General features: G+C 61.1%; 24 protein-coding genes and 1 riboswitch. Of the genes, 11 read left to right on the top strand and 13 right to left on the bottom strand.

Annotated elements, in window-relative coordinates:
• The first annotated feature begins 75 nt into the window (after positions 1–75).
• Positions 76–672 (top strand): NAD(P)H:quinone oxidoreductase, encoded by a 597-nt coding sequence (gene wrbA / locus ACE3OA_RS17805; protein WP_374313216.1) that lies wholly within the window; start codon positions 76–78, stop codon positions 670–672.
• Between the two features lie 112 nt (positions 673–784).
• Positions 785–1,282, top strand: coding sequence for a hypothetical protein (locus ACE3OA_RS17800; RefSeq protein ID WP_374313213.1), 498 nt, complete (start codon positions 785–787; stop codon positions 1,280–1,282).
• On the opposite strand, the gene ACE3OA_RS17795 is transcribed toward ACE3OA_RS17800, so the two are convergent.
• Positions 1,283–1,579, bottom strand: coding sequence for a hypothetical protein (locus ACE3OA_RS17795; protein WP_374313211.1), 297 nt, complete (start codon positions 1,577–1,579; stop codon positions 1,283–1,285).
• Positions 1,580–1,613: 34 nt separating this feature from the next.
• A riboswitch (cobalamin riboswitch) is annotated at positions 1,614–1,827 on the bottom strand.
• A gap of 170 nt (positions 1,828–1,997) precedes the next feature.
• On the opposite strand from ACE3OA_RS17795, the gene ACE3OA_RS17790 reads away from it, so the two are divergent.
• The 4 genes from ACE3OA_RS17790 to ACE3OA_RS17775 all read left to right on the top strand — a co-directional run bounded on the left by ACE3OA_RS17790 (position 1,998) and on the right by ACE3OA_RS17775 (position 6,566).
• Entirely contained in the window at positions 1,998–3,200 is a 1,203-nt protein-coding gene (locus tag ACE3OA_RS17790) for a phosphoserine transaminase (RefSeq protein ID WP_374313587.1), read from the top strand.
• 2 nt (positions 3,201–3,202) lie between these two features.
• Positions 3,203–4,783 carry a phosphoglycerate dehydrogenase gene (gene serA, locus ACE3OA_RS17785; protein WP_374313209.1) on the top strand — a complete coding sequence of 527 codons (1,581 nt, stop codon included), beginning with the start codon at positions 3,203–3,205 and terminating at the stop codon, positions 4,781–4,783.
• Positions 4,784–4,973: 190 nt separating this feature from the next.
• A complete protein-coding gene (locus ACE3OA_RS17780) occupies positions 4,974–5,315 on the top strand; it encodes a hypothetical protein (RefSeq protein WP_374313207.1) in 342 nt (113 codons plus the stop codon).
• 231 nt (positions 5,316–5,546) lie between these two features.
• Positions 5,547–6,566 carry an NAD(P)-dependent oxidoreductase gene (locus ACE3OA_RS17775; RefSeq protein WP_374313205.1) on the top strand — a complete coding sequence of 340 codons (1,020 nt, stop codon included), beginning with the start codon at positions 5,547–5,549 and terminating at the stop codon, positions 6,564–6,566.
• Positions 6,567–6,666: 100 nt separating this feature from the next.
• On the opposite strand, the gene ACE3OA_RS17770 is transcribed toward ACE3OA_RS17775, so the two are convergent.
• From ACE3OA_RS17770 to ACE3OA_RS17745, 6 genes are all read right to left on the bottom strand, one after another.
• Positions 6,667–8,346 (bottom strand): formate--tetrahydrofolate ligase, encoded by a 1,680-nt coding sequence (locus ACE3OA_RS17770; protein WP_374313203.1) that lies wholly within the window; start codon positions 8,344–8,346, stop codon positions 6,667–6,669.
• 227 nt (positions 8,347–8,573) lie between these two features.
• The gene (locus ACE3OA_RS17765) at positions 8,574–9,443 is read right to left on the bottom strand and encodes a dimethylarginine dimethylaminohydrolase family protein (protein ID WP_374313201.1); all 870 of its coding nucleotides are present in this window, start codon (positions 9,441–9,443) and stop codon (positions 8,574–8,576) included.
• 5 nt (positions 9,444–9,448) lie between these two features.
• Positions 9,449–10,516 (bottom strand): ABC transporter ATP-binding protein, encoded by a 1,068-nt coding sequence (locus ACE3OA_RS17760; protein ID WP_374313199.1) that lies wholly within the window; start codon positions 10,514–10,516, stop codon positions 9,449–9,451.
• Positions 10,509–11,297, bottom strand: a complete 789-nt coding sequence (locus ACE3OA_RS17755; protein ID WP_374313197.1) for an ABC transporter permease — start codon at positions 11,295–11,297, stop codon at positions 10,509–10,511. Before ACE3OA_RS17755 ends, ACE3OA_RS17760 begins: the two co-directional genes overlap by 8 nt.
• Positions 11,297–12,154, bottom strand: a complete 858-nt coding sequence (locus ACE3OA_RS17750; RefSeq protein ID WP_374313195.1) for an ABC transporter permease — start codon at positions 12,152–12,154, stop codon at positions 11,297–11,299. Before ACE3OA_RS17750 ends, ACE3OA_RS17755 begins: the two co-directional genes overlap by 1 nt.
• Complete coding sequence (locus ACE3OA_RS17745) at positions 12,147–13,235, bottom strand: PotD/PotF family extracellular solute-binding protein (RefSeq protein WP_374313193.1); 1,089 nt, start codon at positions 13,233–13,235, stop codon at positions 12,147–12,149. Before ACE3OA_RS17745 ends, ACE3OA_RS17750 begins: the two co-directional genes overlap by 8 nt.
• Before the next feature lie 94 nt (positions 13,236–13,329).
• Between ACE3OA_RS17745 and ACE3OA_RS17740 the strand changes: the two genes are divergently transcribed.
• Positions 13,330–13,971: a TetR/AcrR family transcriptional regulator gene (locus tag ACE3OA_RS17740; RefSeq protein WP_374313192.1), complete on the top strand. Its 642-nt coding sequence runs from the start codon at positions 13,330–13,332 to the stop codon at positions 13,969–13,971.
• A 1-nt stretch (position 13,972) separates the two neighbouring features.
• On the top strand, positions 13,973–14,707 hold the full coding sequence (locus ACE3OA_RS17735; RefSeq protein WP_374313190.1) for an MBL fold metallo-hydrolase: 735 nt from the start codon (positions 13,973–13,975) through the stop codon (positions 14,705–14,707).
• An 11-nt stretch (positions 14,708–14,718) separates the two neighbouring features.
• On the opposite strand, the gene ACE3OA_RS17730 is transcribed toward ACE3OA_RS17735, so the two are convergent.
• Positions 14,719–15,903 (bottom strand): pyridoxal phosphate-dependent aminotransferase, encoded by a 1,185-nt coding sequence (locus ACE3OA_RS17730; protein WP_374313187.1) that lies wholly within the window; start codon positions 15,901–15,903, stop codon positions 14,719–14,721.
• A 232-nt stretch (positions 15,904–16,135) separates the two neighbouring features.
• Here ACE3OA_RS17730 and speB point away from each other — a divergent pair, with 232 nt between their 5' ends.
• Positions 16,136–17,104, top strand: a complete 969-nt coding sequence (gene speB / locus ACE3OA_RS17725; RefSeq protein WP_374313185.1) for an agmatinase — start codon at positions 16,136–16,138, stop codon at positions 17,102–17,104.
• 125 nt (positions 17,105–17,229) lie between these two features.
• Here the strand turns inward: speB and ACE3OA_RS17720 are convergent, their stop codons facing one another.
• Together ACE3OA_RS17720 and ACE3OA_RS17715 are read right to left on the bottom strand one after the other, a co-directional pair.
• A complete protein-coding gene (locus ACE3OA_RS17720; RefSeq protein ID WP_374313183.1) occupies positions 17,230–17,739 on the bottom strand; it encodes a c-type cytochrome in 510 nt (169 codons plus the stop codon).
• 209 nt (positions 17,740–17,948) lie between these two features.
• The gene (locus ACE3OA_RS17715; protein ID WP_374313181.1) at positions 17,949–18,416 is read right to left on the bottom strand and encodes a DUF992 domain-containing protein; all 468 of its coding nucleotides are present in this window, start codon (positions 18,414–18,416) and stop codon (positions 17,949–17,951) included.
• A 202-nt stretch (positions 18,417–18,618) separates the two neighbouring features.
• On the opposite strand from ACE3OA_RS17715, the gene ACE3OA_RS17710 reads away from it, so the two are divergent.
• A complete protein-coding gene (locus tag ACE3OA_RS17710) occupies positions 18,619–19,548 on the top strand; it encodes a LysR substrate-binding domain-containing protein (protein WP_374313179.1) in 930 nt (309 codons plus the stop codon).
• A 91-nt stretch (positions 19,549–19,639) separates the two neighbouring features.
• Positions 19,640–20,572: a dimethylarginine dimethylaminohydrolase family protein gene (locus ACE3OA_RS17705; protein ID WP_374313177.1), complete on the top strand. Its 933-nt coding sequence runs from the start codon at positions 19,640–19,642 to the stop codon at positions 20,570–20,572.
• Positions 20,573–20,660: 88 nt separating this feature from the next.
• Here ACE3OA_RS17705 and ACE3OA_RS17700 read toward each other — a convergent pair whose 3' ends face one another.
• From ACE3OA_RS17700 to betI, 3 genes are all read right to left on the bottom strand, one after another.
• A complete protein-coding gene (locus ACE3OA_RS17700; protein ID WP_374313175.1) occupies positions 20,661–22,775 on the bottom strand; it encodes a PAS domain S-box protein in 2,115 nt (704 codons plus the stop codon).
• Positions 22,776–22,870: 95 nt separating this feature from the next.
• Positions 22,871–24,946: an acetate--CoA ligase family protein gene (locus ACE3OA_RS17695; protein WP_374313173.1), complete on the bottom strand. Its 2,076-nt coding sequence runs from the start codon at positions 24,944–24,946 to the stop codon at positions 22,871–22,873.
• A gap of 101 nt (positions 24,947–25,047) precedes the next feature.
• Complete coding sequence (gene betI / locus ACE3OA_RS17690) at positions 25,048–26,043, bottom strand: transcriptional regulator BetI (RefSeq protein ID WP_374313171.1); 996 nt, start codon at positions 26,041–26,043, stop codon at positions 25,048–25,050.
• Positions 26,044–26,275: the final 232 nt, after the last annotated feature.

The following is a 26,275-nucleotide window of genomic DNA, read 5'->3' as shown; positions in this document are numbered from 1 at the left end:
CATGCTCGGGGACCCCCAACATATCAACCTTACTACCCCGACTCCCCGCTTTCCCCTTATTTCCATGAGGCTTTCATGACCAAAGTTCTCGTTCTCTATTATTCGACCTACGGCCACATCGAGAAGATGGCGGAAGCCGTTGCAGAAGGTGTCCGCAAGGGCGGCGCCGACGTCACCGTCAAGCGCGTGCCGGAACTGGTACCGGAAGATGTCGCCAAGGCCAGCCACTTCAAGCTCGACCAGAAGGCCCCGATCGCCAAGGTGGACGAGTTGCCGGAATATGACGCCATCATCTTCGGCGCACCGACCCGCTTCGGCGTCGCCGCCTCGCAGATGCGCAACTTCCTCGATCAGACCGGCGGCCTCTGGGCCAACGGCGCCTTGATTGGCAAGGTCGGCAGCGTATTCACCTCCTCGGCCACGCAGCATGGCGGCCAGGAAACCACCATCACCTCTTTCCACACGACTCTGCTGCACCATGGCATGGTGATTGTCGGCCTGCCCTACTCCTGCGCCGCGCAAATGGGCGTCGATGAGATCAAAGGCGGTTCACCCTACGGCGCCAGCACCATCGCCAATGGTGACGGCAGCCGCCAGCCCTCCGAGCAAGAACTCGGCATGGCCCGCTTCCAGGGTGAACATGTGGCGAAGATCGCGGCGAAACTGAAGTAATTTCTTCCGCCAGGTCGCGGCAAATGGCGCCGAGAAATCGGCGCCATTTTTTTCTTCTTGCGTACTCCTATTACGGTTATTTATATTGTATACTTCTATACCGGAGAGCATCTTGGTTGCGCAGACTTTCGCCATATCTCCCGTTACCAGCAAAGAGGAGTTCGACGAACTCTGCGGGCTTGCCGCGTCGTGTTACCAGCTGTTTCCGGAAGACAACACGGTGCTCGGCAACGCCCTGACCGCCCTTCAAGGGAATAAATCCAGCCTTCTGGGCGTCGGCCGAATGAACGAGGATCCCATCGCGTTCTTCATTCTCGGCCTCGACGCCGAGCCGGCTCTGCAGGTCATCTATGTACCGCCCGACCTGCGCAACATCCGTCTTGGCTCGTCGTTGTTCGTCAACATGGCTATGATGATGCATATGGAGAATATCGAGAGCGTCTCCATGGTCGCCTGGGGACAGAACATCCGCTTCTTCGGACGGCTAGGCGCTCGTCCGGTGGACGACCGCCCTGACATGAACGGCGCGCAAAGAATGACGTTCAAACGGGATGACCTAACAAGGCCGCCCGGCTGGTTCGAAGAGCATATTTCGCCGGTTAGCGAATGATCAGTTGAGCGCGAGGCGACGCTTGCCGGCGACGATACGCGCCAGCCGTTCACGCGGATATTGCGCGACCACTTCGACCAGTTTCATCAGCGGTGCCGAAATGCGCGCATCGTGCTGGCTTAGCACCATACGCGCCGCGACCGCAGGATCGAGCCCGTTCGGCAGGCCCATCACCCAGGCCAGCAGTTTCATCTGCACAGGTTCGTGTGCCACGGCGTCAAGCGCCAGCAGCGACGCATTGAGTTCGGCGCCGTCAAAAGAGAAATCGCCAAAAGATAAATCGGTAGCGAGAGTCATCGACCACCTCTGCCAGGCCCGCCGCCCGGTCGCATGAGTTTCAACAGGTGATGGCAGGTCTCCTGGCTCGCGGTTCGCTGCTTCTTGCCGGCCTTCCCGGAATGACGAGGCATCCCAGTGGCATTGTTGGCAGGAAGCTCACCGCTCACAGTTGCGGGGGCAGCCGCGGTATTGCACCGCGTTCCCTATTAATCACCGGCCGGCACCAAAGGCGCCGAACGCGATGAACCATCGCCGCCGAAATTAATTCAGGTGCCCCGGAAAGGCAAAGGGCACGAAGGTCGTAGCAAGGCTTCCTTTCCAATCGTTCAGGAAGCGACGCTTTTTATCCCGTGCTTGACACGCCCCGGCATATCGGCGATATCGGCGGTGGGCCACGCTCCCCCAACGGAGCGCTTCGTTCTGGAAGGAACGCATGATGACAAAACCGCTCCAGCGGCCGATTCGGCCGCAATTCTCGTCCGGACCCTGCGCCAAGCGCCCTGGCTGGACCCCCGCTCTCCTCGACAATCAGAACATCAAGACGGCCACCCACGGTCGCTCGCACCGTTCGAAGGCCGGCAAGGACAAGCTCCTCGCCGTGATCGAGCGGTCGAAGCGCATCCTGGGCATTCCGGCCGACTACCGGCTCGGTATCGTGCCAGCCTCCGACACAGGCGCGGTCGAGATGGCGCTGTGGTCACTGCTTGGCCCCAATCCCATCACGGTCCTCGCCTTCGAGAGCTTCAGCGAGGAATGGGCCGGCGATATCATCAACGAACTTCATTTGCCGACAAAGGTCCGACGCGCCGATTACGGTGCCTTGCCGGATCTCGCCGGCATCGACCCCGCCGACGACATTGTCTTTGCCTGGAACGGCACGACATCCGGCGTCCGCATGCCGCATGCCGACTGGATCGCCGACAATCGGACCGGCCTCACCATCTGCGATGCCACATCTGCCGTCTTCGCCATGGAGTTGCCCTGGCAGAAGCTCGATGTGGTCACCTGGTCCTGGCAGAAAGTGCTGGGCGGTGAAGGCGGGCACGGCATGCTGGCCCTGTCGCCCAAGGCCGTCGCGCGCCTGCAATCGTACAAGCCGGCCTGGCCGTTGCCTAAGATCTTCCGCCTTACCAAGGGCGGCAAGCTGATCGAAGGCATCTTCAAGGGTGAGACTATCAATACGCCGTCCATGCTTTGCGTCGACGACCAACTCGATGCGCTGGCCTGGGCCGAAGATATCGGCGGATTGCCGGGCCTGATTGCCCGCAGCCAAGCCAATGCCCAGGCGATCGCCGATTGGGTCGCAAAGTCCGATTGGGCCGGCTTCCTGGCGCAGGACGCCGCCGCACGGTCCTGCACCAGCGTCTGCCTCAAGATCACCGACAGCTGGTTCACCGCCCACGACAAGGACGGTCAGCAGGCGATCGCCAAGGACATTGTCGGTCTGTTGGAAAAGGAAGGCGTCGCCCTCGATATCGGCGCCTATCGCGACGCACCGCCGGGCCTGCGCATCTGGTGCGGCGCCACCGTCGAGCGCAGCGACGTTGAAGCCTTATTGCCCTGGCTCGACTGGGCCTATACGCAAGTAAAAAACAATGGCGTCAAACAGAACGCGACCCCGCTCGCCAAGGAAGCCTGATCATGCCCAAAGTCCTGATCTCCGATGAATTGTCACCCGCCGCCGTCCAGATCTTCAAGGAGCGCGGCATTGAGGTGGTTGAAAAGACCGGCATGAAGCCGAAGGAACTGGCAGAGATCATCGGTCAGTTCGATGGCTTGGCGCTGCGCTCGGCCAGCAAAGTCACCGCCGACGTTCTCGCCGCCGCCAAGAACCTCAAAGTGGTCGGCCGCGCCGGCATCGGCGTCGACAATATCGACGTCAAGGCAGCGACCGCGCGTGGTATTTGCGTGATGAACACGCCCTTCGGCAACAACATCACCACGGCTGAGCATTCCGTGGCGATGATGATGGCCTTGGCGCGCCACATCCCGGAAGCCAACAGCTCGACCCATGCCGGCAAATGGGAGAAATCCCGCTTCGTCGGCGTCGAGCTTTACGCCAAGACGCTGGGCCTCGTCGGCTGCGGCAATATCGGCTCGATTGTCGCCGACCGGGCGCAAGGGCTGAAAATGAAGGTGATCGCCTACGACCCGTTCCTGTCTCCGGAACGGGCCATCGATCTCGGCGTCGAAAAGGTCGATCTCGACACGCTGCTGGCCCGGGCTGATTTCATCAGCCTGCACACGCCCTTGACCGACCAGACGCGCAATCTCATCGACAAGGCGGCACTCGCGAAGTGCAAACCGGGTGTCCGCATCGTCAACTGCGCCCGCGGCGGGCTGATCGTCGAGGAGGATCTCAAGGCCGCCCTCGACAGCGGCCAGGTGGCGGGAGCAGCCCTTGACGTCTTCCCGACCGAGCCCGCGACAGAGAACATCCTGTTCGGTCATCCCAATGTCGTCTGCACGCCGCATCTGGGTGCCTCTTCGACAGAGGCACAGCTCAATGTCGCCATCCAGGTGGCGGAGCAGATGTCGGACTTTCTCCTTCATGGCGCCGTCACCAACGCCCTCAACATGCCGTCGGTGACGGTCGAAGAAGCTCCCAGGCTCAAGCCCTACATGAAGCTTGCCGACCAGCTCGGCGCCTTCGCCGGACAAGCGACGGAGACCGGCATCCGGAAAGTGACCGTCGAATACGAAGGCCAGGTCGCGGCCCTCAACACCCGCCCCCTCACCGCCCTCATCCTGCAGGGCCTCCTGAAGCCGCAGCTCTCCGACAGCGTCAACATGGTAAATGCGCCGCTGGTGGCCAAGGAACGCAACATCGACCTTACCGAGGTCAAGCATGACCGCGAAGGCGACTATCACACCCTTATCCGCCTCACGGTCGAATCCGAACGGTGGCAGCGCTCCATCGCGGGAACGCTTTTCGCCGATCAGCGCCCGCGGGTCGTCGAGATCAAGGGCATCAAGATCGACGCCGAGTTGGGGCCCCACATGCTTTACGTCACCAATGACGACAAGCCTGGCTTCATCGGCAGATTGGGGACGCTGTTGGGCGATAACGGTATCAATATCGCCACCTTTGCCCTTGGCCGGTCGGCGCCGGGGAAGGATGCAATCGCATTGGTTGAGATCGACGGGCCGATTCCCGCACCTCTCCTGAAACAGGTGCAGGATTTGGCCCAGGTCCAGCAGGCCAAGCATCTCGTTTTCTGAGAGAAAATGCCGTTAGCCCCCAATTGGTTGGCAGTGCCAACCCGGGCATGCCCGGGTCACCTCGACTCTTGCGGTTAACGCATTATTATGATTTTATCCGCAGTTGAGAGGTTAAGCCGGAATCGGGGGCTTGCGCGCCTGCGCGTGGGTTGTTGTCCGGGACCAAGGATCACTTAAAAGGGGTAGTCGCATGATGAAGATTTTGTTGCCCGTTCTGGGCGCCCTCGCCCTGACGGCCTGCGCCGTGGAACCGCAATACGAAATGCATCAGCAGGTTTCGGGCCTTTGCGGCTCTGCAGAGACCGCTATGGCGACGCTGGCCGGTGCCGAAGCTGCCACGGCTGCCGAGGTTTACAAGAACAGCCCGACTGTTGCAGTTGACCCGGCCGTTGCCAGCCTCCTCGGCGGCGACTACGTGGAACTCGCAGAAGCCGGCGGCAGCGCCCCGACCAATGATTACTGGCGCCATGTCGAACTGCGTCACAATGATTACAACGCGGCCTGCATCGGCGCGCGTGCACCCAATCCCTAAGCTGTTTTAGCTTTCAGAACAAAGCCGCCGGCGGCATTGCCCCGGCGGCTTTTTTGTTGCTCGAGCGGGAATTCCCGCCGAGCGATGCTTATCTTGGATTTCCCTCAAATTTTCCGTTTATCCCATTGATTTAACTGTAATATTTCTGTGCACGGGTATCGTCAAACTGCACTCGGTGTTATTCTGCCCAAATCGAATCATTCGCTCCCGACCGCGCCATGGAGCCGACCGATGCAAGACCGTAAACTCATCCTGATCGCCGGCCGCAATGCGGTTCTCGCCCAGGAACTGGAAGAGATGATCTGGCCCGCTGGCTACGAAGCCCGCATGCTGACCGGAATCGAACTCGGCATTCTGGACATCGATCGCCTGCGGCGAAATATCGACGCCCTGGCGCCGACCCTGATCATCAATACGATCGGCTATGCCTCCCCCGACGGTGCCGAAAATCAGCGCATCCTGACCCAGGCCAGAAGCCATTGGTCGGTGGGCGATCTGGCCGAGGTCGCCGGCGAATTCGGCATCCCCCTGGTCCACCTTTCCTCTGACCAGGTCTTTGCCGGGGACAAATTCACGGCCTATCTCGAAACGGACGAGCCGGACGCCATCAGCGTCTTTGGCCAGGCCCAGGCCGCTGGCGAAGCGGAAGTGGCTGCACATTGCCGAAACTTCGCGATCCTGCGCACCGGCTGGCTGTTCGGTGCCAAGGGCCACAACATGCTCAAGACGATGCTGTCGCTCGGCCGACGCGGCGGCCGGGTACATGTGCCCAATGACCATATCGCCGGCCCGACCCCAGTGCGTGAACTTTGCGCCGCCATGCGCCGCATCGGGCTGGCGCTCACGGACGGCAGCCTTGCCGGCGGCACCATCCTGCACTTCAGCGGCGCACCGTCGGCAACCTGGTTTGAATTCGCCTCCCATGCCCTGCGGCAGGCGAGCCCCTATCAGACACCGCCCGAACTGGTCCCGATCACGCCCAATCGCTTCGGCGTGACCGGCGCGCCGGCGCGCCGAACCGAACTGGACTGCAGCCGCACGCAACATCTGCTGCAGCTTGAACTGCCTGACTGGCGGCGTGCGCTCGACGATTGCGTCGAGGAGATCTGCCTGACCGAACAGCGGCCGGCCGAGGCCCCTTTGTTGCATCAACTGGACCCGCTGCCCTACCGGCAAATGATCTCAGAGGAGCGTCGCCGCGGGGCGGTTCCCTTTGGTATGGTCAACGACCGCCGCCGCGTCGGACGGTAGAGCTACAGCACTGCGACAGATCGCACATAAATTGAACCGCAAACGAAACGGGCCGGAACTTGCGTTCCGGCCCGTCTGTTTTTGGTGCTGAAGACCAGTCTTAGAACAAGCCTTCCACTTCGCCCTTGTCGTTCAACCGGATGTGGTTGGCCGACGGCACGCGCGGCAGGCCCGGCATGGTCATGATTTCGCCGCAGACGACGACGATGAACTCGGCGCCGGCAGAGAGACGAATCTCGCGGATCGGCACAACATGGTTCGACGGCGCGCCCTTGAGGTTCGGGTCGGTCGAGAAGCTGTACTGGGTCTTGGCCATGCAGATCGGATAGTGGCCAAACCCCATCTTCTCGAATTCGGCAAAACGATCGCGCACCGCCTTGTCGGCGATGATGCCCTGGGCGCCATAGAGGCTCTGGGCGATCGTGCGGGTCTTATCCCACAGCGACATATCGTCCGGATAGAGCGGCTTGAAGTTGCTGCCGCCATCCGCAAGCTTCACCACGGCATGGGCGAGCTTCTCGGTGCCTTCCGAGCCGAGGGCCCAGTGGTTGCATTCGATGGCCTCCGAACCAAGCTCCGCGCAAAGCTGGCGCACGGCATCCAGTTCGGCATCGGTATCGGCCACGAAGCGGTTGATGGCAACAATGGCAGGCACACCGAACTTCTTCACATTCTCAATATGACGGGCCAGGTTCTCGCCGCCTTTTTTCACCGCGGCCACATTCTCCTTGCCGAGGTCTTCCTTGGCAACGCCGCCATGCATTTTCAGCGCGCGGACCGTGGCCACGATCACGGCTGCGGCGGGCTTCAGGCCGGCCTTGCGGCATTTGATGTCGAAGAACTTCTCGGCGCCGAGATCGGCGCCGAAACCGGCCTCCGTCACCACATAGTCAGCCAGCTTCAGCGCGGTCGTCGTGGCGATGACCGAGTTGCAGCCATGGGCGATGTTGGCGAACGGGCCGCCATGGATGAAGGCCGGGTTGTTTTCCAGGGTCTGCACGATGTTCGGTGCAATCGCGTCCTTCAACAGCACGGTCATGGCGCCGTCGGCCTTAAGGTCACGGGCATAGATCGGCTTCTTGTCGCGGGTGTAGCCGACAATGATGTTACCGAGGCGCTTGGTAAGGTCGGCAAGATCGGTCGACAGGCAGAAGATCGCCATGACTTCCGAGGCGACGGTGATGTCGAAGCCATCTTCACGCGGGAAGCCGTTTGAAATGCCGCCCAGCGAATTGGTGATCTGGCGGAGCGCGCGGTCGTTCATGTCCATGACGCGACGCCAGGTGACACGGCGGCTGTCGAAGCCCAGCTCATTGCCCCAATAGATATGGTTGTCGATGAGGGCCGAAAGCAGGTTGTGCGCCGAACCGATGGCGTGGAAATCGCCGGTGAAATGCAGATTGATGTCTTCCATCGGCACGACCTGGGCATAACCGCCGCCGGCGGCACCACCCTTCACACCGAAGCACGGCCCGAGGCTCGGCTCGCGCAAGCAGATGATCGCCTTCTTGCCGATGCGGTTGAGGCCGTCACCCAGACCCACCGTGGTGGTCGTCTTGCCTTCGCCGGCTGGAGTCGGGTTGATCGCCGTGACCAGGATCAGCTTGCCGTCCTTCTGGCCCTTCAGCGACTTGATGTAGTCCATCGAGATCTTGGCCTTGGTATGGCCGAAGGGCAGCAGATGCTCTTCCTTGATCCCCAGTTTCGCCGCGACCTCGCGGATCGGCTTCATTTTGGCTTCGCGGGCGATTTCGATATCGCTGCCGACCTTTTTCGACATGCAGATTCCCCTATGGATCAAGACGTTTAACCGGCGCTCTCAGTCCCCATGCGAAAGGTCCCGGGAACGCGATGGCAGAGACTAGGTCCGATTCAGACCGCCCATCTGCCTGCCGGCGACCGATTTTTGTCGATTTCGCGCCGCCGTCAATGTCGCGATGGCGTCATTTTCTCATCCAACCGGGCCGGAATACTCATTTCCGGTCCGGTGGATGACATATCGAAAGCCTATTGCCGCTCGAGCGGTCGGGTCAGGCAAGTAGGGCCCCCTTCGCCCGGGACGGAAATGGCATCCGCATCAATGACATGGACCTTGCAGCCGGCGGCTTCCATGCGCGTCTTGGTCTCCGGATTCCCCTTCACCATGACCACTTCCCGGGGGGCGATGGCCAGCACATTGCAGCCCATGCTGGCGAATTCGCTGTCCGGTACTTCGACCAGGGTCTGGCCGCGCGACAAGAGCCATTCGCGGAAGGGGATCGGCATCAGCGGCGAATAGACCAGCTGCAAATCCTTGTCCAAGGGGGAGATCACCGACATCAGGTGAAAGACGTCGGTCGGCCCCTTGTAATGCGGCATCACCGCGATTTCGACATGCACATCCGGCCCGACCAGGTTTTTGAATTGGCGAATACCGGCATCGTTGGTGCGATAGGTACGCCCGACGGCCACCGTCTTTTCGTCGAGCCAGATCAGATCGCCGCCCTCGAGCTTCCCTTGTCCGGCAATGCTGCCGAGGACCGGAATATCCGCTTCCTCGAAGAAATGCCCATGAACGCCCGGCTCGCCCTCGCGCTGCTTCTTGCCCATATTGGCAAGGATCACGCCCTTGGGGCACACGGCAGCCGCGTCACGGACATAGAGGCTGTCCATGGTTAGCTTCTTGTCCGAGGGCAGATAAAGAATCTCGGCGCCGACACTCTTGATGATCTCGGCAAAGCGCTGATGCTCGGCCACCGCCTTCTTGAAATCCGGCCGGGTGTGGTAGTTGAGATTCTTCCATTCCTTGTCGATTTTTGCGTCATCGACAAAAGCATCCGCTGGCCGACGCATGGCGACCCGCTTCAAGCGACCGAACTCATTGATTCCCGTAAGCATTTTACCTACCGCTGCAACAGCACGACATCCGTGCGCGCTGCATAAAGGCTCACTTCCTGGCCAGCGGTCAAGCCCGCCGAAACCGGCGCCCTGAGGATGAGGTCCTGGCCGGCCACCTTGCAGTGGCAGCGGCAATGGGCGCCCTGGAAAGACAGTTCCTCGACTGTTCCTTGCCCCAGACTGATCGAATTCAGCTGCTGACTCAGCAGCAATTGCTCCGGGCGCAAAGCGATGTGAACGGCGGCGCCGACCGGGCTTTCGCCCTGGGCGACGACGGGACCCAAGGCCGTCTCGATCTTCACCTCGCCCGAATGGGCGCTGACCACGCGACCGCCCAGCACATTGCTCTCGCCCATGAATTTTGCGGCAAACAAGCTCGCCGGCCGTAAATAGACCCGCGATGGCGGCCCCATATCCTCGATGCGCCCCTTGTTGACCACGACAATGCGGTCAGCAATCGACATCGCTTCTTCCTGGTCATGCGTGACATGGACAAAGGTGGCGCCGGAGCGGCGCTGCAGCCGCACCAGTTCTTCCTGCATCTGTCGGCGCAGAGCAAGATCAAGCGCCCCCAAGGGCTCATCGAGCAGCAACACCTTCGGTTCCACCGCCATCGCACGCGCCAGCGCCACACGTTGGCGCTGGCCGCCGGAAAGCTGGTGCACACCGCGATCGCCGAAACCTTCGAGACCCACAAGCTTCAGCATCTCGGCCGCTTTCGCCAGACGTTCGGCCTTCGGCACCTTGCGCATGCGCAGGCCGAAGGCAACATTGGCGGAAAGGCTCATATGCGGAAATAGCGCGTAATCCTGGAACACCGTCGCCGTCGGGCGCTTGGCCGGCGGCAGCTCGGTCACATCCTCGCCATCGATCAGAACCTGACCAGCCGTCGGATTGGCAAAGCCGCCGATCATGTTGAGCAGGGTCGTCTTGCCGCTGCCCGATGGCCCCAACAGCACGACGAACTCACCCGCTGCCATAGTAAGATCCAGGGGCTCGACGACGGTGAGGCCTTCATAGACCTTGCTCACCTGCCGCAGTTCGACGCGATCCGATCCGATATTCTTAGGCATGGCTCTTCCTTGAACGCCACAGCAGGAATTCGACCACGCCGACGGCAAGAATGGAAATGATGAAGACCAAGGTGCCGGTCGCATTGAGTTCCGGCGACAGGCCCGATTTCAGCATGCTCCAGATGACGACCGGCAAAGTGACGTCGAACCGGCTCACCAGGAACGCGATGACGAACTCGTCCCAGGACAGCGTCGCCGCAATGAAGAATGCGGCGAGCAGCCCCGGCCATAGCATCGGCACGGTGATTTCCAGCACCACCTGCCAATCCTTGGCACCGAGATCATAAGCAGCGCGTTCGATATTGGCCTGATGCTCGCCGAGCTGCGCATAGAGGATCGCGAAGGTCAGCGGCAGATTGATCACTACATGGCCGATGCCGACCGCCCAGAGCGACTTGCCGATGCCCAGATAGTTGAACGTGATCTGCAGCCCCATGCCGATGATGAGATAGGACACCGTGATCGGCGCCATCAGCAGAAACTGGTAGAAACCGGAAAGACGCCGCTTCTGCCGTGCCATGGCATAGGCCGCCAGGAACCCCAGCACCGTGGCGACGAAAGCGGAGCCGAGCCCCACCAGCAATGAGTTCGTCAGCCCATCCGTGATCTTGCGGTTGGCCAGTACCTTGGTCCACCATTTGAGGCTCGGGCCATCGAAGGGCGGTACCGGCGCCATGCCGTTCTGGAACGAGAACTGGATCAGCACCAGCACAGGCAGGAAGATGAAGAGCAGCATCAGGCCGAGATAGGCCCAGGGCGCAAAGCGGCCAAGCATGCGCATCAGACCCGCTCCATCTTGAGGCGCTTGGCAAAGACCAGAAACGCTGCCGTGATCACCAGCATGAGGATCATGGAGAGGGCCGAAGCCAGCGGGAAATCCGCCTGTCGCCCGATCTGCAGCATCACGGCCTGTGGCAGCAGCATCTCCTTCGATCCGCCGAGAATCTGCGGCGTGATGTAGTCGCCGATCGCCAACACGAAGGTGAGAAACGCCCCGACGCTGACGCCAGGCAGACTTAGCGGCAAGGTGACATGCCAGAAGGCCTGCCAGCCATTGGCGCCGAGATCGGCCGCGGCCTTCCGGTAGCTCTCCTTGATCTGCACCAGATTGGCGTAGATCGTCAGCGTCAGCAGCATGGCGAAGAAATGCACAAAGCCCAGCACCGTCGCAAAGCGGCTATTACCCATGCCGACCGGCGTATCAAGAATGCCAGACCACAGCAGGAATTGATTGATGATGCCGTTCTCCGAAAGGACCAGCAGCCAGCTGTAGGACCGCACGACATAGGAGGTCCAGAACGGCAGAACCGTCAGCACCAGCGCGAAACGCTGCCAGTTCTTGGGGATCCGATAGGCAAGGATATAGGCGAGCGGATAGGCCACCAGCACCGAGATGATCGTGGTAAGTACCGTCACCTCGATCGAGTTCCACAGCGCACCCACAAACGTGCCGTCGGCCCGTGTCAGGAACGCCCGGTAATTGTCGAGCGTCCAGACAAGCTCGATCTTGCCCTCGATCCGCGCCGAAAAACTCATCACCAGCATGGCGATGAGCGGCAGAATGAAGAACAGAAGCGTCCAGACGAGAGCCGGGGCAAGGCCCCAGCTCTTCAATCCAGGCAGTTTCAGTTTAGGCACCGAGCACTTCCGTCCAGACTTCCTGCATCGCCGCATCAAGCTCCGCATCGCCGAAGAAATACGGATAGGATTTGGCAATGAATTCCGGCTGCTGGTCCCAGCGCAGGCGCTTCTTCTGCGCATCGTCCAGATTGGCCTTGGAATTGGCCGGCATCGCCCAATAGCAATCCGCCGTGGCAAGCCGCCCCTGCCCTTCCGGCGAGACGATGTATTTGACGAATTCGGTCGCCAGATCCTTCTTGGTCGAATCCTTGAAGATGCCGATGGACTGCGACCAGCGCACGCCGCCTTCGTCGGGCAAGACCCAATCCAGTTCCGGCTTTTCCGCCATGAGGCCGGCTACCGCGAACTCGCCCCCGCCGACGATGATGTCGGCGGCCCCTGTTACCAAGGCGTTCTGTGTCGTCGGTACGTCGCCCACCAGCGAAGACAGCTTCTTCATCTCGACCAGCTTCTCCTTGATGGCCGGGAGATGCATCTTGGTGATCTCCTGCGGCTTGATGCCAAGCGCAATCGCCACCATTTCCATGGTCGGGATGTAATAGTCATAGATGGCGATACGACCGCTGAATTTCGGGTCCCACATCACCTTGGCCTGACGCGCCTCTTCCTGGGTTACCTTGGTGTTGTTGAAAGCGATCGTGTTGTAGCCGAACTTCTCCGGCACGGCGTAAAGCTTGCCGTCCTTGTAGTGTGAATCCGGCTGCTTCAGTTCGGGGAAGATATCGGCCCAGGGCATTTCGGCATCCGGCAGTTCGCCAAGATACCCTTTCGCCACCGCGCTCATGATATCGCCGGTATCCGCCACGAAGACATCCCAATCACCCGGTTGCGATTGCTCCAGGATGCTGTAGGCAACACCCGGCAGGTCGTATTCCTTGGTGTTGATCTTGATGCCGTGTTTCTCGGCAAAGGGATCCAGCAAGGCAGCGCCGGTATGGTCACACCAGACCAGCAGATTAAGCTCATCTGCTGCGCGCGCACCCTTCGGCATGAAAGACAGCGAGGCAAGGGCGGCACCACCCGCCTGCAAGGCACGTCGCCGCGAAATCATCTGTCGACCCATGGAACTGATCATCATCCGTCTCCCTCAACAATGAAGCCCAACTTTTCTTATTGCCAAAAAGGTGAATGAACTACAAAATAAAGTCAATTCAGATTTTTCAAGAGCCATCATGACCGGTCTCCGCGAAAGACAGAAAGCCGGCCGCCGCCGCGACATCCTCGCCGCCGCCAGCCAGTTGTTCCGCAAGAACGGCTTTGCCGACACCTCGGTGGAAGCGATCGCCGCACTCGCCGAAGTCGGCACCGGCACGGTCTACAACTACTTTTCCTCGAAGGGCGATCTGCTGATGGCGCTGGTGGCCCTCGATGGCGAGCAGGTACGCGCCAAGGGCAAGCGCTACATCGCCGGCGTCACCGGCGAGGCAGCCGCAGCCCTCTATGGCCTGCTGGCCATCTATGTCGACCATTCACTGGTCCACCTCACCAAGGAGCTGTGGCGCAACGCCGTGGCGACCGCGGTCACCCAGGCGGATTCCCCCTTCGGTACCGGCTATGCCGAAAATGACCGGCTGCTGGCAGCACAGGTAGGTGAACTGGTCGCGGCTCTGCAGGAAGCGGGAAAGGTTCGCAGCGACATCGACGCGGCAACGGCCGGCGCCGCGCTCTTTATCCTTGTAAACGGCCTCTTCATGCAATTCGTGGCACGGGATAAGATGCCCAAGGCCGATATCCACGCGCGCCTGCGCGAACTGGTCGCCATCTTCGTTGGTGGCCTCAGTGAAACCAATGTGCCGCAAAGGAAGCGCGCCTGACATGAAGATCGCAACGCCCGAGACCTGGTACGTCACGCGCGCAATGAATGACGGCATCACCTGGATCTACGAACCGTTCATCAAGGAATACTACCGCTGCAATATCTGGCATGTGCGCGGCCGCGACCGGGATCTGCTGATCGATTCCGGCATGGGTGTCGTCTCCTTGCGCGAACAGATAGCAGCGCTCGCTGAGCGTCCCATCCTGGCGGTGGCCTCGCACACCCATTTCGACCATATCGGGACCCATCACGAATTCGCCGAGCGCGCCGTGCATCCGGCGGAAGCCGCCATTCTGGCCCATCCGACCCGCGACAACACCGTGGCCGGCAAATATGTGGCGGACGATTCCATTTTCACCGCCTTGCCGCCCGGCGACTGGAACCCGCTCCGCTATGAGGTGAAGGCAGCGCCCGCCCAGATTTTGCTCGAGGAAGGCAGCATCGTCGACACCGGTGACCGCTCCTTCGAGGTCTTTCACCTGCCCGGCCATTCCGACGGCTCGATCGCACTCTATGAACGCGCCACGGAAACGCTCTTCGCCGGTGACGTCATCTATGACGGCGAACTGGCTTACGACACCGCCAATGCAGCGGAAATGCGCCTCTATGTCGCCAGCATGAAGCGCCTATTGAACCTGCCGGTCCGCGCCGTCCATGGCGGCCACTATCCCAGCTTCGGCCAGGACCGATTGCGCAACATCATCCAGGATTTCTTGAGCGAATTCGATCGGTGACCCGGTACGCGCTAAGCCACCTTCTCCATCAGCCTGCGCGTGAAATCGGCTATGCGGCGGCAGGCCTCCATCAGATTCTTCTCGTCGACGGCGAAGGAGATGCGCACATGGCCTTCGGCACTTGGCCCAAAAGCCGTGGCGTCGAGGGTTGCCACACCCGTGGCGCGGAACAGAGCCCAGGAGAATTCATGTCCGGTCATACCCGTGCCGCGTACGTCGGCCAGCATGAACATACCGGCGGCGGGGCTGCTGCAGACGATGCCGGGCAGCTGGCTCAACGCCTTCACCGCCATGTCGCGGCGGCGGCGATAGATTTCGCGCATCTCCGCCACTTCCGGAATATCGCGCTCCAGCGCCATCGCCGAGGCATTCTGGATGAAGGGCGGCAGGCCATAAAGACTGGCGAGCCCCAGATTGCCGACATGCTCAATGAGTTCAGCCGGACCCGCCACCCAGCCAAAGCGCCAGCCGGTCATGGCGTGGGATTTGGAAAGGCTGCTCACGGTCGCGGTCCGCTCCGCCATGCCATCCAGGCCGCAGATACTGACATGCTCGCCGTCGAAAACCAGCGTGCTGTAGACTTCGTCGGCAACGACCCAAAGATCGTTTGCACGCGCTACCGCAGCGATACCTTCGAGCTCGGCACGGCTGAGGACAACGCCGGTCGGATTGCTGGGTGTCGCAAAGAAGATGGCGCGCGTCTTCGATGTCACCGCCCGCTTCAGATCGGCGATATCGAGATGGAAGTTATTCTCGGCCTTCAGCGGCACACGGACCAAGCTGGCGCCGCTCGCCTGGATGGTTGCCTCGTAAGTGACATACATCGGCTCAAGCACGATGGCTTCGTCGCCGGGATCGAGGATCGTCATGGCGACGGCGAACAGGCCGCTCTGGCAGCCGGACATGATGGCGACATTGTCGATGCCGATCTTCTGGCCCGTGGACCGCGAATGCTGCGCCGCCACCGCTTCGCGTGCGCGCGGCAGACCCAGGATGTCGGCATAATGCGTGTCGCCGCCGCGCAGCAGGCGCACGGCTTCTTCGGTAATGACCTTGGGCGTATCGAGATCCGGATCGCCGATGGAGAGAATGATGACATCCTTGCCGGCGCGCATCTGGGTCAGCGCTTCGACATGGAGGTCCCAGGCCGCAGCCCCTTCACCGGCAACACGATCAGTCAATTGTGCAAAGCGCATGATCATTCCCCGACAAGAGCGGCACGACTTGAATCTTGTGCCTGTTGTTTCGAGCAAGGAGTAGAGTCCGCTCGACACACGGTCAAGTCGTGTATTTTCAAGCAGTTGAAAGGCGAACGCGTGGCGCGAAAGCGCATGCTAAACTGATCTTCAATCGGCGTTTCGACAGTGTGGGTGGCGTTTCGCCACTTGCACCGGAAGCCGCTCACTACTCCGACAAATGAGGCAGAGCATGAACAAGATTCCCCAGGACAAAGTCTTTCACCAGCCGCTCGGCGGCAATCAGATGCCGCGCTTTGGCGGTCATGCCACCATGATGCGCCTGCCGACCCGGGAAAATGCCGCTGGCCTTGATGCAGCCTTTGTCGGCGTACCCTTTGACATCGGCACCTCCAACCGCGCTGGCGCCCGCTTCGGCCCGCGTCAGATCCGCGCCGAATCCTGCCTCATCCGTCCCTACAACATGGCGACACGCGCGGCACCCTTCGACAGCCTCAGCGTGGCCGATATCGGCGACGTCGCCATCAATACCTTCAACCTGCAGAAGAGCATGGGCATCATCGAAGCCGCCTATGACGACATTCTCGGCCACAATTGCGTGCCGCTGACCATGGGCGGCGATCATACGATCGCCCTCCCCATCCTGCGCGCTATGAAAAAGAAGTACGGTCCTGTCGGCATGGTCCATATCGACGCCCATGCCGACATCAACGACACGATGTTCGGCGAGAAGATCGCACATGGAACACCCTTCCGCCGCGCGGTCGAGGAAGGCCTGCTTGACGGCAAGCGTGTGGCACAGATCGGCCTGCGTGCGACCGGCTATGCTGCCGAGGATTTTGACTGGCCACGTGCACAGGGCTTCCGCGTCGTCCACGCCGAAGAATGCTGGTACAAATCACTGACACCGCTGATGGCGGAAATCCGCGCGCAGCTGGGGCAAGGACCGGTCTATCTCAGCTTCGATATTGACGGCCTCGACCCCTCCTCCGCCCCCGGCACCGGCACGCCGGAAATCGGCGGCCTCACCACGATTCAGGGCATCGAAATCATCCGCGGCTGTCGCGGCCTCGATCTGGTCGGCTGCGACCTCGTCGAAGTCTCGCCGCCCTATGATCCGACCGGCAACACCGCCTTGCTGGCTGCCAACCTGCTCTATGAAATGCTCTGCGTACTGCCCGGTGTGAAGTATCGGGCGTAACCAAAAGCGCTCCTCACCCCGACCCTCTCCCCGCTAGCGCAGCGCGAGGGAGTTACGATCGAGCAAAATAGAAGCCCCTCGCCCCTTTGGGGAGAGGGGTTGGGGTGAGGGGCATCTTCATCGGCCTACTTCGGCATCACCACGGTCATATAGGGTGCCGTCGGCTTCTCCGTGGCGCCGAACGGACCCGGCACGGCATGCTCCACAGCCGGCAAGGTGCGCAGATAGGCAACCAGCGAGGCCGCATCGTCCTTGCTGATATGGCTATAGGACATCCACGGCATCGCCGGCGCCAACTGGCGTCCGTCGGGCCGCACGCCCCCCGTGAAGGCGGCGATGACCTGCTCGTCCGTCCATGCACCCAGGCCGGTCTTCTTGTCCGGCGTCAGATTGGGCGGATAGAACACGCCGAGCCCCGGCACTTCGAAACCAATATCCGAACCGGACAAGGGCGTTTCCAGATTCGGCTTGGGCGTGAAGGCGCCGGTATTGTGGCAGCCGCCGCAATCCATGATGTGACTGAGATATTCGCCGCGTTTGACGCTGACATCCGCCTGGGCGTCTGTGGCGGGGATGGCCAACAGCGCACTGGCCAACAACGCATTGGCCAGCAGGGCTGGCATTGCATGCTTCATGTGACTTGCTCCTGAAAGGTCCAGCCCTGGCCATATCCGCTCGGCCGGGCTACGCGGCGCCTGTCTAATCCTTCGGCATCGCGGCGGAAACATAAGACAATGCTAAAAGGCGTGGGAGCGGTCACATTCTGATGGCGCCGACAAAGAAAAAGGGCCGCGACCGAGGTCGCGACCCTCTTTAATTTGTCTGACCAGAGCCAGAAAAGCGCTTAGATACCCGGGCGCAGGCTGATCTGCGCCACACCGGCGGCGACATTCACGCCGACGCTGCCGGTGACGCTCACCGGCTGCAGAGCGATCTGGCTATTGCCGCCACCCACCAGCACGTTGGCGCCAAGGCCGAGACCTGCAGCAACATCCGCCGTGGCACCGCCGTAATTCCCCGCCAGCGCGCCCGGAGCGACATTACCGGGGGCGAAGACGACCCAGATCATATGCGCTTCCTTGGTGAAACCGATGTCGACGCCGTATTTATTGATCTCGCCGTTATAGACCTCGGCCGAGCCATCGGCGCGCGTGAACACGCAGGACATCGTCTTTGACGAACCGAAAATAAAACCCATGCCGCCGGCCACATTGCAGCTAAGCGAACCGACATTGACGCCCGACGCCGAGAAGGCCGGAACAGCAGAAATCATCAGCGCCGCGGCCGCGGCGATCAGGCTACCAACTTTCATTTTGAAGCTCCCATGAATGAAAAGTGTCCGTCGCCCGTCCGCGGCGGTGAAAGCAATCTAGCACCGACCAACCGAATCTCCCAGGCAAGACGCTGTGATGGCCCTCACAAAGCCTTAAAATCAGCGGGTTTATGGATCGCTGGACAGAGCCGGCCATTCCATGAACTATCCGCGGAGCATTTCTTAACGAGCTGCCAAGACCTTGCAGAGACGCCATCTCCCCCCGCTGAATGCGCTCCGCACCTTTGAAGCGGCAGCCCGCCACCTGCATATGGGGAAGGCCGCGGACGAACTCGGCGTCACCCATGGCGCCGTTTCCAAGCAGATCGTCAATCTAGAGGACCAGTTGGGTTTTCCCCTCTTCCACCGGCTCGGCAATCGCCTCGAGCTCACCGATCAGGGGCAGAAACTCCTTAAAGCGGCGACCACTGCTTTTGACCAATTAGGCTATGCCATCGCGCGGCTTGAGGGCGAGACCATCGCCGGTGAGCTCCGCGTTTCGGTTCCCTCCGCTTTTGCCGAGAAATGGCTGGTGCCACGCTTGGCCAAATTCGTCGACGCGGCGCCTGCCCTGAAGCTGTCCCTGCTCTCGGCCAATGCCAGTTACGATTCCGCGGGCGGGGACGTGCTGGGCGACGGCCTCGATCTGGCCGTACGGTTCGGTGAGCCGGTCTGGAAGGACGGCACCGCCAGGTTGCTTTCCCATGTCGGCTCCTTTCCCGTCTGCAGCCCGCTCCTTCTATCGGAAGGTTCGGGTTTGGCGACACCGAACGACCTGCTGCAGCACACCTTGCTGTTGGACGATCCCCAAGGCGCCAACTGGCTACGCTGGCTTAAGCGGGCTGGCGTCAGCCTGCCTCAACTGCCCCGCGCCCTCTATTTCCAGGACTTCAACCTATTGCTCGCTGCGGCCAAACAGGGCCTTGGATTGTGCCTCGCCGACCGGATCACCGCAGGGGAGGATCTGGCCCGCGGCCATCTGTTGCGCCCTTTCCGCCAGTCGATCGAGCATCTCGGCGCCTACTTCATCGTCCTCCCGCCCTTGGTCTTGCCGGCGGCCCGCGCCTTTGCCGACTGGCTGGAGGCTGAAATGGCCCTTGCCGGCGCACCGGACGAATTCACTGTGAGCTAAAGTGGACCAAGTGCCCAGATTTACTCCCTGGGCCGGGCTCCCCCGCCGCTGCTAGTCTTTGGCCTCCAATCATCAGACAGGGAACGAGCCGATGACCAGCACCCAGACCCCGCTCCGTGGCCGCGTGATCGGCGGCGGCACGCCGCTCATGAAAAAATGGAACCTCGCTTCGGAATCCGGTGCGCTCAAGGACGTGCTGCTTGGGCCGGCTGAAGGCTTCCGCTGGATGGGGCTGGAGAACGCCGCCTGGTCATCCCTGGTGCGCGACACCATGCGCAAAGGCTACAAGTTCGACAAGCAGCTCGCCATGCGCCAGCACCGCGAAATGGTCAGCGCCTATGAAAGTGCCGGGGTCAATTGCCACTTCCTGCCGCTGGACGAGCACAACCCCTACCAGGTCTATGCCCGCGACTCCTCCTTCATGACTCCCTACGGCGCCGTCATCTGCCAGATGGCCAATCCGCGCCGCCGTGGCGAATATGCTTCCTGCCTGCGCTTCTATATGGAGAACGATATACCGGTCTACGACATGGTGAGTTCGGGCAATTTCGAAGGGGGCGATTTCAACATCATCGCCGACAAGACCGCCCTCATCGGCTATACCGACCATCGCTCGGAAGAAGTTTCCGCCCGCCAGATTTCAGAATGGATGCGGGATGAAGGCTGGGAGATCAAATTCGCACCGATCGATCAGTTCTACGTCCATATCGACCTGATGGTCTGCATGCTCAACGAACATGTGGCCGCCGTGTGCCTCGAGACGACCGAGGACGACATCATCGACTTCCTGAAACAGAAGAAGATCGAGATCATCCCGGCAACCTTCAAGGAAACCATGGCGCTCGGCTGCAATGTCGTCGCGCTTGGCAGGGACCGCATTCTTTCAACGCTTGGCGCCAAGGATCTGAATGCCAAGCTGCGTGCCAACGGCTTCACCGTCTACGACCCCGACATGACCATGTTCACCTGGGCCGGCGGCGGCGTCCATTGCATGTGCCAACCCTTGAACCGCGAAGCTGCGTAAACTGCCATCGGCAGGCTGACGGCTTGCCCTTGCGGCAAGCCGTCAATGCTGTCTTCCGAAGAATGTCAGGAACAATGTGCGAGGACGTTCAGTTCCGCACGGTCGCCTTGGATGTCATGAGGCCCTTGAGGACTTCCATAAGTTTCGCGGGATCTACCGGTTTGCTCACATAATCGTCCATGCCGGCGGCCATGTAGCTCTCGCGGTCGCCGGGCATCGCATTCGCCGTCAGCGCCACAATCGGCATCTGCGCCACGCGCCCGCCGAGATGGCGGATCTCGCGGGTTGCGGTCGGGCCATCCATGACCGGCATCTGCACGTCCATCAGGATGGCATCGAACGCATTGTTCTTCGCCATCTCCACCGCCTCGGCACCATTATTTGCGATCGTGACCTTGTGTCCCAGCGATTCCAGGATCGCGCGCATCAGGAACTGATTGGTCGCATTGTCTTCGGCGACCAGCAGTCGCAAGTTCAGCACACCGGAATCGGCGCGTTGATCCGTCGCGCCGGCATGCGGCGGCTCGCCAAGCCCGATCGGCACGCGGCACCAGAAGGTGCTGCCCACCCCGAACTGGCTTTCGACGCCGATTTCCCCGCCCATCAACTCCGTCAATTGCTTGCAGATCGCAAGCCCCAGCCCGGTACCGCCATAGCGACGCGAGGTCGACTGGTCGGCCTGCGTAAATCGGTTAAATAGGCGCCTGATCGCTTCCTGATCCAGTCCGATACCGGTATCTTTCACGCGAAGGACCAGAAGGGGCTCCCGGCCATCCACCACCGCGTAATCCGCCAGCAGCGTCACCGCGCCGCGCAGGGTGAATTTGATGGCGTTGGAGAGAAGATTGAGAAGGATCTGCCGAATACGGTGAGCATCGCCCTTCAGATAGGTCGGCAGGCCGGGCGCTACTTCGCATTCGAGGGAAATTCCCTTGGCAATGGCCGTCGGACGCAGCAGGCCGATGACATCCGTCATCAGCTCCTTCACGTCGAAATCGGCGACTTCCAGCTCGGTCTTATGCGCTTCCAGCTTTGACAGATCGAGAATATCCGATGTCGTTTGAATGAGCTCATTGGCCGAACGCAGGGCAGTGGCGACAAGATTGGCCTGCTCCGCCGAAAGATGGCTAGACTGCAGCAGGCCCAATACGCCGACGACACCATTCATCGGCGTGCGAATCTCGTGACTCATCGTTGCCAGGAAACGCGACTTTTCGATATTCGCGGCCTGGGCATCGTCGCGGGCCTCGGCAAGGTCTTCAAGCAAGGTCACCTGCCGCGCCGCCTCCATCTCGATGCGCTCCTTGGCCATTTCGAGTTCATTGAGGCGATTGTGCAATTCAGTCTTCGTGCGATTGAGTGCCGCCTCGCGCTCCCGCCGCTCGGTGATATCAACCGCCATGCCGAGAAAGCCGGTCAGTTCGTCATTCTCGTCGCGCAAGGCCGTGACACTGAGCAGGACAGGAATGCGCCCGCCATCCTTGCGAACATAGGTCCATTCATGCTCACTGCGCCGCCCGGCGATCGCTTCTGCAACGAAAGCGTCGAAGCCGGGTTCGACCGGAATCTGCAGCATGGTGCTGAGCCGCTGCGCCTGTGCGAATACTTCTTGCGGTTCATGGAACACCGCCGGCGTGGCGCGCCCGATCAGCTCGGCCGCGGAATAGCCCAGCATGACCTCCGCGGCGTGATTGAAGACCTCGATCGTCCCGTCGATGCGCGTCCCGATGATGGCGTAACCGGCGTGATCCAGGATGGCGGTCTGCAGCTGCGCGATATTGCGGAAGGCCTCTTCCGCCTGTTTGCGTTTGGTGATGTCGAACCGCACCGCCGTATAGGATTGCAGCGAACCATCGGCGTCGAAGGTCGGAATGATGTGGGTATCGACCCAGTAATGCGTACCGCTCTTAGCGCGGTTGCAGATTTCGCCGCGCCATATCTTACCGGCGGAAATAGTCCGGAACAGATCCTCGAAGAAGCGCTTCGGGTGCAGGCCCGAATTCAGGATCCGGTGATTGGCCCCCACCAGTTCTTTCCGCGAATAGCCGCTGATCTCGACGAAGAGATCGTTGGCATAGGTGATCGTACCTTCAAGATCGGTAATGGCGACAATGGCAACCTGGTCGGTCACCAATTCGGGCCTTCCTGCCATGATCTCGTCAATACGAGCCGGCATCAGGCTCAAATCGTTTGAACTAGGCATTCAATACTTCCGCAGCACAGTCGACGGCAGGGAAGCAGGTTATTCTGCCTTAGTTAACAGGATGATAACGGCAGAATCACCGCAGGATCAAAGACCTACCCACCAGTGCTGACGACGAGCGCATCCACTGCGACAGCGCCATCGGCGTTGACAATCAGCGGATTGACGTCGATCTCGCTCACCAACCCATCGAGATCGGCGACCATTGCAGAGAAGGCCGCGAAGGCTTGAGCAAGGCTGGCGACATCGGCCGGCCGCGCGCCGCGCTTGCCGTCGAGGAGCGGGCGCAAGGACAGCTGATCGATCTGCCGTCTTGCCTCAATGGTGCCGAAGGGCGGCAGGACGAAGCGCCGATCCGGCATCATCTCAATGAGAATACCACCGGCGCCGACCATGACGATCGGCCCGAATTGCGGGTCCGCGGTCATGCCGAAGGAGATCTCCGTCCCCTTCCCCGCCATCGGCATCAGCAGCACCCGCGCGCCGAGACGCGCTTTGAGATCGGCATAGGCGGCCTCGAGACCAGCCGCATCCTTGATCCCGAGTTTGACGCCGCCAACATCGGATTTGTGCAGGATGCCCGGTTCCGCCGTCTTCATCACTACCGGATAGCCGATGCGCGCGGCGATCGCCGTGGCCTCATCGAGGCTCGACGCATGCTGATGCGCGATGACCGGCACGCCATAATCCGCCAATAGATCGAGCGCATCCGCCTCCGAGAGATTGCCCTGCGCCAGGCGCATTGCCCATTTCGACCGCAGGCCTTTCGGGGCCGGCGCAATGTGGTCCGCACCAAGTGCCGCGCGGTCCCGCTCCGCCATCGCCTTCTTGACCACGCTCAGCATCGAATTGACACCGGAGAGTACCGGCACGCCGTCATGGGCGAGACGCGTGATCACATCGAGATTGGCGTTGCTTGCCACATTGGTGGTGTAGAAGATTGGTTTCGTCGTCTTTGCAGCGACCTTGCGCAGGATGTCGGCATAGCCGGCGCTTAAGTAATATCCGTCGCGCGCCTCCACGCAGAGCGTCGCCAAGGCCGTGTCCGGATCGTCCACCAAGGCCTGCAGGCAATCCTCGAAAATGCCGTCCCAATCGTTCCCCGTGCCCCAGGCATCCAGGGGGTTGATGGGTTCCAGCCCGAAATCCAGCCTTGCGGCAAGCTTGTCGCGCGTGGCCTCGCCGATCTTCGCGAACCTCACGCCGGCCTCGATTCCCAGATCCAGCACCAATTCGCGGAAGCCACCGGAATCATGCATCGTCGTCAGCCCGCCTGGCGCCAGCTTGCGCTCGGATGAAAAGAGATGCAGGGCGTTCACCAGTTCGTCCATATTGGCGACCTCGATAACGCCGTAATGGTCGAAGAGCGCGCGGTAGGCGGCATGGTTGCCGGCGACGGCACCGGAATGCGACACTGCCAAAGCGGCACTCTCGGCCGTGCGGCCCACTTTCAACGCCACCACCGGAATGCCCTTGGCACGTGCCTTGGCGAGCGATGCCTTGAAACCCTGCGGGTCGCGCACGGTCTCCAGGAACAAGCCCACGACCTTGGTCGCCGGGATATCGAGGGCGAAGTCGAGATAATCGGCGACAGTGGTCGCCAGTTCCTGTCCCGCCGAAACCGCCAGACTGAAGCCGAAGCGCCGGTCCGTATGGCAGAGCGCCGAGAAGGCCGAGCCGGAATGCGTGATGAAGGCGACATTCCCTTTCCGGATCCAATCCGGCGGCGGAAAGCCGCAGATACGCAGACCGAAATCGAGATGATAAAAGCCCATGCAATTGCCGCCGCAGATGGCAACACCCGCCGCCTTCGCCTTCCGCGCGATGCGATCGGTGAGCTTGGGCGCGGAGTCGTTTTCCAGATAACCGCTGGCAAAGATGGTGACGGCGCCGATGCCGCAGGCGATCACCTCGTCGAGCGCTGCCTCAAGCCGTGCATTGGCGATGCCCAGCACCGCCAAGTCGACCGTTTCGGGCAAAGCGCTCAGCGACGGATAGCAAGGCTGCCCATCGATCTCCGCGTAACCGGGATTGACGAAATAGATCTTCGACGGCGTCCCCGCCATGCCGGTCGAAGTGATCATGCCACGCCCGACCGAGCCCTCCTTCGGACTTGCGCCCACCAGCGCAACCGTCTTCGGCTTCAGCAGCCGATCGAGTTTGTGTGCCAACAACCCCTCCCCAACATCGTCATCCCCGGGCTTGACCCGGGGATCCACGGGCGCCGCTTGTGGATCCCCGGATCAAGTCTCGGCATGACGATAGACTCTTTTTATTCGGACCCTTTTAGCGTCGCCAAGGCCGCGCGTTCGCGCAGAGCCTGTTCCTGTGCGTTGGCGAGGCGTGCCTCGAACAGACGCTGCGCTTCGTCATGGATCGGGCCATAAACCTCCATCCACAATTGCGCATCGGTCGCCACGATGAGACGGCCGATCTGCCACGAACTGGGCTCGGCGCGGCCCTCCAGCCAGCTTTCCAGGATCTTCACCGAGATGCCGGCCGCCGCCGACAGCACCTCGCGGCGCAAGGGCCCCACCGGTTCCAGGCGCTTGCGCAAAGCCGCGGCGAGGCGCGCCCGGTGCGCATTGCGCCCCTGCACTTCCTGGTCGATGGCCAGCACCACGCCATTGTCGTTATCGCCCTTGCTTTTCTTCACGCCACCGGAGAAATGCGCCGGGAAGACCGAGGCGAGATACAGCCGGCAAATGCGTTTGGCTTCCTGCCGGTTGAAGGCCTTGGGTTCCATCAGGCAGTCGAACCACATGCCGTCGATCATGGCATTGAGGCCGGTGGCGACGTCGCCGGCGCTCACCCCTTCATAGCCGCCCTCCTGGATGATGCGCTGACAGAGCGTTTCGGTCTGGGCGAGGTAATCCTGCTCCAACCGCGACACCACGTCGTGATAGGCGGCATTGCCGCGCGCTTCCGCCCAGAAGGCGTACCAGATCGAGACCTTCTCGACGTTGCAGACGGTAGGATGGAAGTCGGCCTCGATCATCGCCTCGAGGCCCGCGGCCGGCGCCACTTTCCCCTTGTTGATCGCCGCCTGCCAGAAGGCCGAATATTCCTCGGCGATCTGCTCCAGCGTGGCGATCAGCAGCTGTTCCTTGGACTTGAAGTAGAAATTGACGATGCCCGGGGACAGCCCAGCTTCCGAGGCCACATGGGTGAGCGTCGCGTTGGCATAGCCGACCCGCCCGATTGCGCGAATTGTCGCATCTATCAACTGCTTACGCCGGACTTCCTTGACTGCTTCAGCCTTGGCCATTGGCGCTTTAACCCTTTCGGCTCCATCGGGAGAGAATCGCGATAACTACATGATATATTTAACTTTGCTGCACTCGCAACATTAAATGTTCATTCAGCGATCTTGCCCTTTTCTGAATCGCATGATAGATTTTTTATACAAACATTCAATGACCGGACGGTGACCGTCGCACGTCGATAGACGTCAATTCATCCAACCGGAGCGCGGGGCAATACCGCATCACTTTGAGACC

The organism is Dongia sp. (assembly GCF_041906375.1).
GTDB lineage: Bacteria > Pseudomonadota > Alphaproteobacteria > Dongiales > Dongiaceae > Dongia.
Note: the sequence above shows the minus strand (reverse complement) of the source record. Positions and strands in the feature narration are given on the sequence as shown.

What these genes read in the sequence shown, in the direction of transcription:
- wrbA (WP_374313216.1), top strand. Translation starts at nt 76, where the DNA reads ATGACCAAAGTTCTCGTTCTCTATTATTCGACCTACGGCCACATCGAG.
- ACE3OA_RS17795 (WP_374313211.1), bottom strand. Translation starts at nt 1,579, where the DNA reads ATGACTCTCGCTACCGATTTATCTTTTGGCGATTTCTCTTTTGACGGC.
- ACE3OA_RS17790 (WP_374313587.1), top strand. Translation starts at nt 1,998, where the DNA reads ATGACAAAACCGCTCCAGCGGCCGATTCGGCCGCAATTCTCGTCCGGA.
- serA (WP_374313209.1), top strand. Translation starts at nt 3,203, where the DNA reads ATGCCCAAAGTCCTGATCTCCGATGAATTGTCACCCGCCGCCGTCCAG.
- ACE3OA_RS17780 (WP_374313207.1), top strand. Translation starts at nt 4,974, where the DNA reads ATGATGAAGATTTTGTTGCCCGTTCTGGGCGCCCTCGCCCTGACGGCC.
- ACE3OA_RS17775 (WP_374313205.1), top strand. Translation starts at nt 5,547, where the DNA reads ATGCAAGACCGTAAACTCATCCTGATCGCCGGCCGCAATGCGGTTCTC.
- ACE3OA_RS17770 (WP_374313203.1), bottom strand. Translation starts at nt 8,346, where the DNA reads ATGTCGAAAAAGGTCGGCAGCGATATCGAAATCGCCCGCGAAGCCAAA.
- ACE3OA_RS17765 (WP_374313201.1), bottom strand. Translation starts at nt 9,443, where the DNA reads ATGCTTACGGGAATCAATGAGTTCGGTCGCTTGAAGCGGGTCGCCATG.
- ACE3OA_RS17760 (WP_374313199.1), bottom strand. Translation starts at nt 10,516, where the DNA reads ATGCCTAAGAATATCGGATCGGATCGCGTCGAACTGCGGCAGGTGAGC.
- ACE3OA_RS17755 (WP_374313197.1), bottom strand. Translation starts at nt 11,297, where the DNA reads ATGCGCATGCTTGGCCGCTTTGCGCCCTGGGCCTATCTCGGCCTGATG.
- ACE3OA_RS17745 (WP_374313193.1), bottom strand. Translation starts at nt 13,235, where the DNA reads ATGATGATCAGTTCCATGGGTCGACAGATGATTTCGCGGCGACGTGCC.
- ACE3OA_RS17740 (WP_374313192.1), top strand. Translation starts at nt 13,330, where the DNA reads ATGACCGGTCTCCGCGAAAGACAGAAAGCCGGCCGCCGCCGCGACATC.
- ACE3OA_RS17735 (WP_374313190.1), top strand. Translation starts at nt 13,973, where the DNA reads ATGAAGATCGCAACGCCCGAGACCTGGTACGTCACGCGCGCAATGAAT.
- ACE3OA_RS17730 (WP_374313187.1), bottom strand. Translation starts at nt 15,903, where the DNA reads ATGCGCTTTGCACAATTGACTGATCGTGTTGCCGGTGAAGGGGCTGCG.
- speB (WP_374313185.1), top strand. Translation starts at nt 16,136, where the DNA reads ATGAACAAGATTCCCCAGGACAAAGTCTTTCACCAGCCGCTCGGCGGC.
- ACE3OA_RS17720 (WP_374313183.1), bottom strand. Translation starts at nt 17,739, where the DNA reads ATGAAGCATGCAATGCCAGCCCTGCTGGCCAATGCGTTGTTGGCCAGT.
- ACE3OA_RS17715 (WP_374313181.1), bottom strand. Translation starts at nt 18,416, where the DNA reads ATGAAAGTTGGTAGCCTGATCGCCGCGGCCGCGGCGCTGATGATTTCT.
- ACE3OA_RS17705 (WP_374313177.1), top strand. Translation starts at nt 19,640, where the DNA reads ATGACCAGCACCCAGACCCCGCTCCGTGGCCGCGTGATCGGCGGCGGC.
- ACE3OA_RS17700 (WP_374313175.1), bottom strand. Translation starts at nt 22,775, where the DNA reads ATGCCTAGTTCAAACGATTTGAGCCTGATGCCGGCTCGTATTGACGAG.
- betI (WP_374313171.1), bottom strand. Translation starts at nt 26,043, where the DNA reads ATGGCCAAGGCTGAAGCAGTCAAGGAAGTCCGGCGTAAGCAGTTGATA.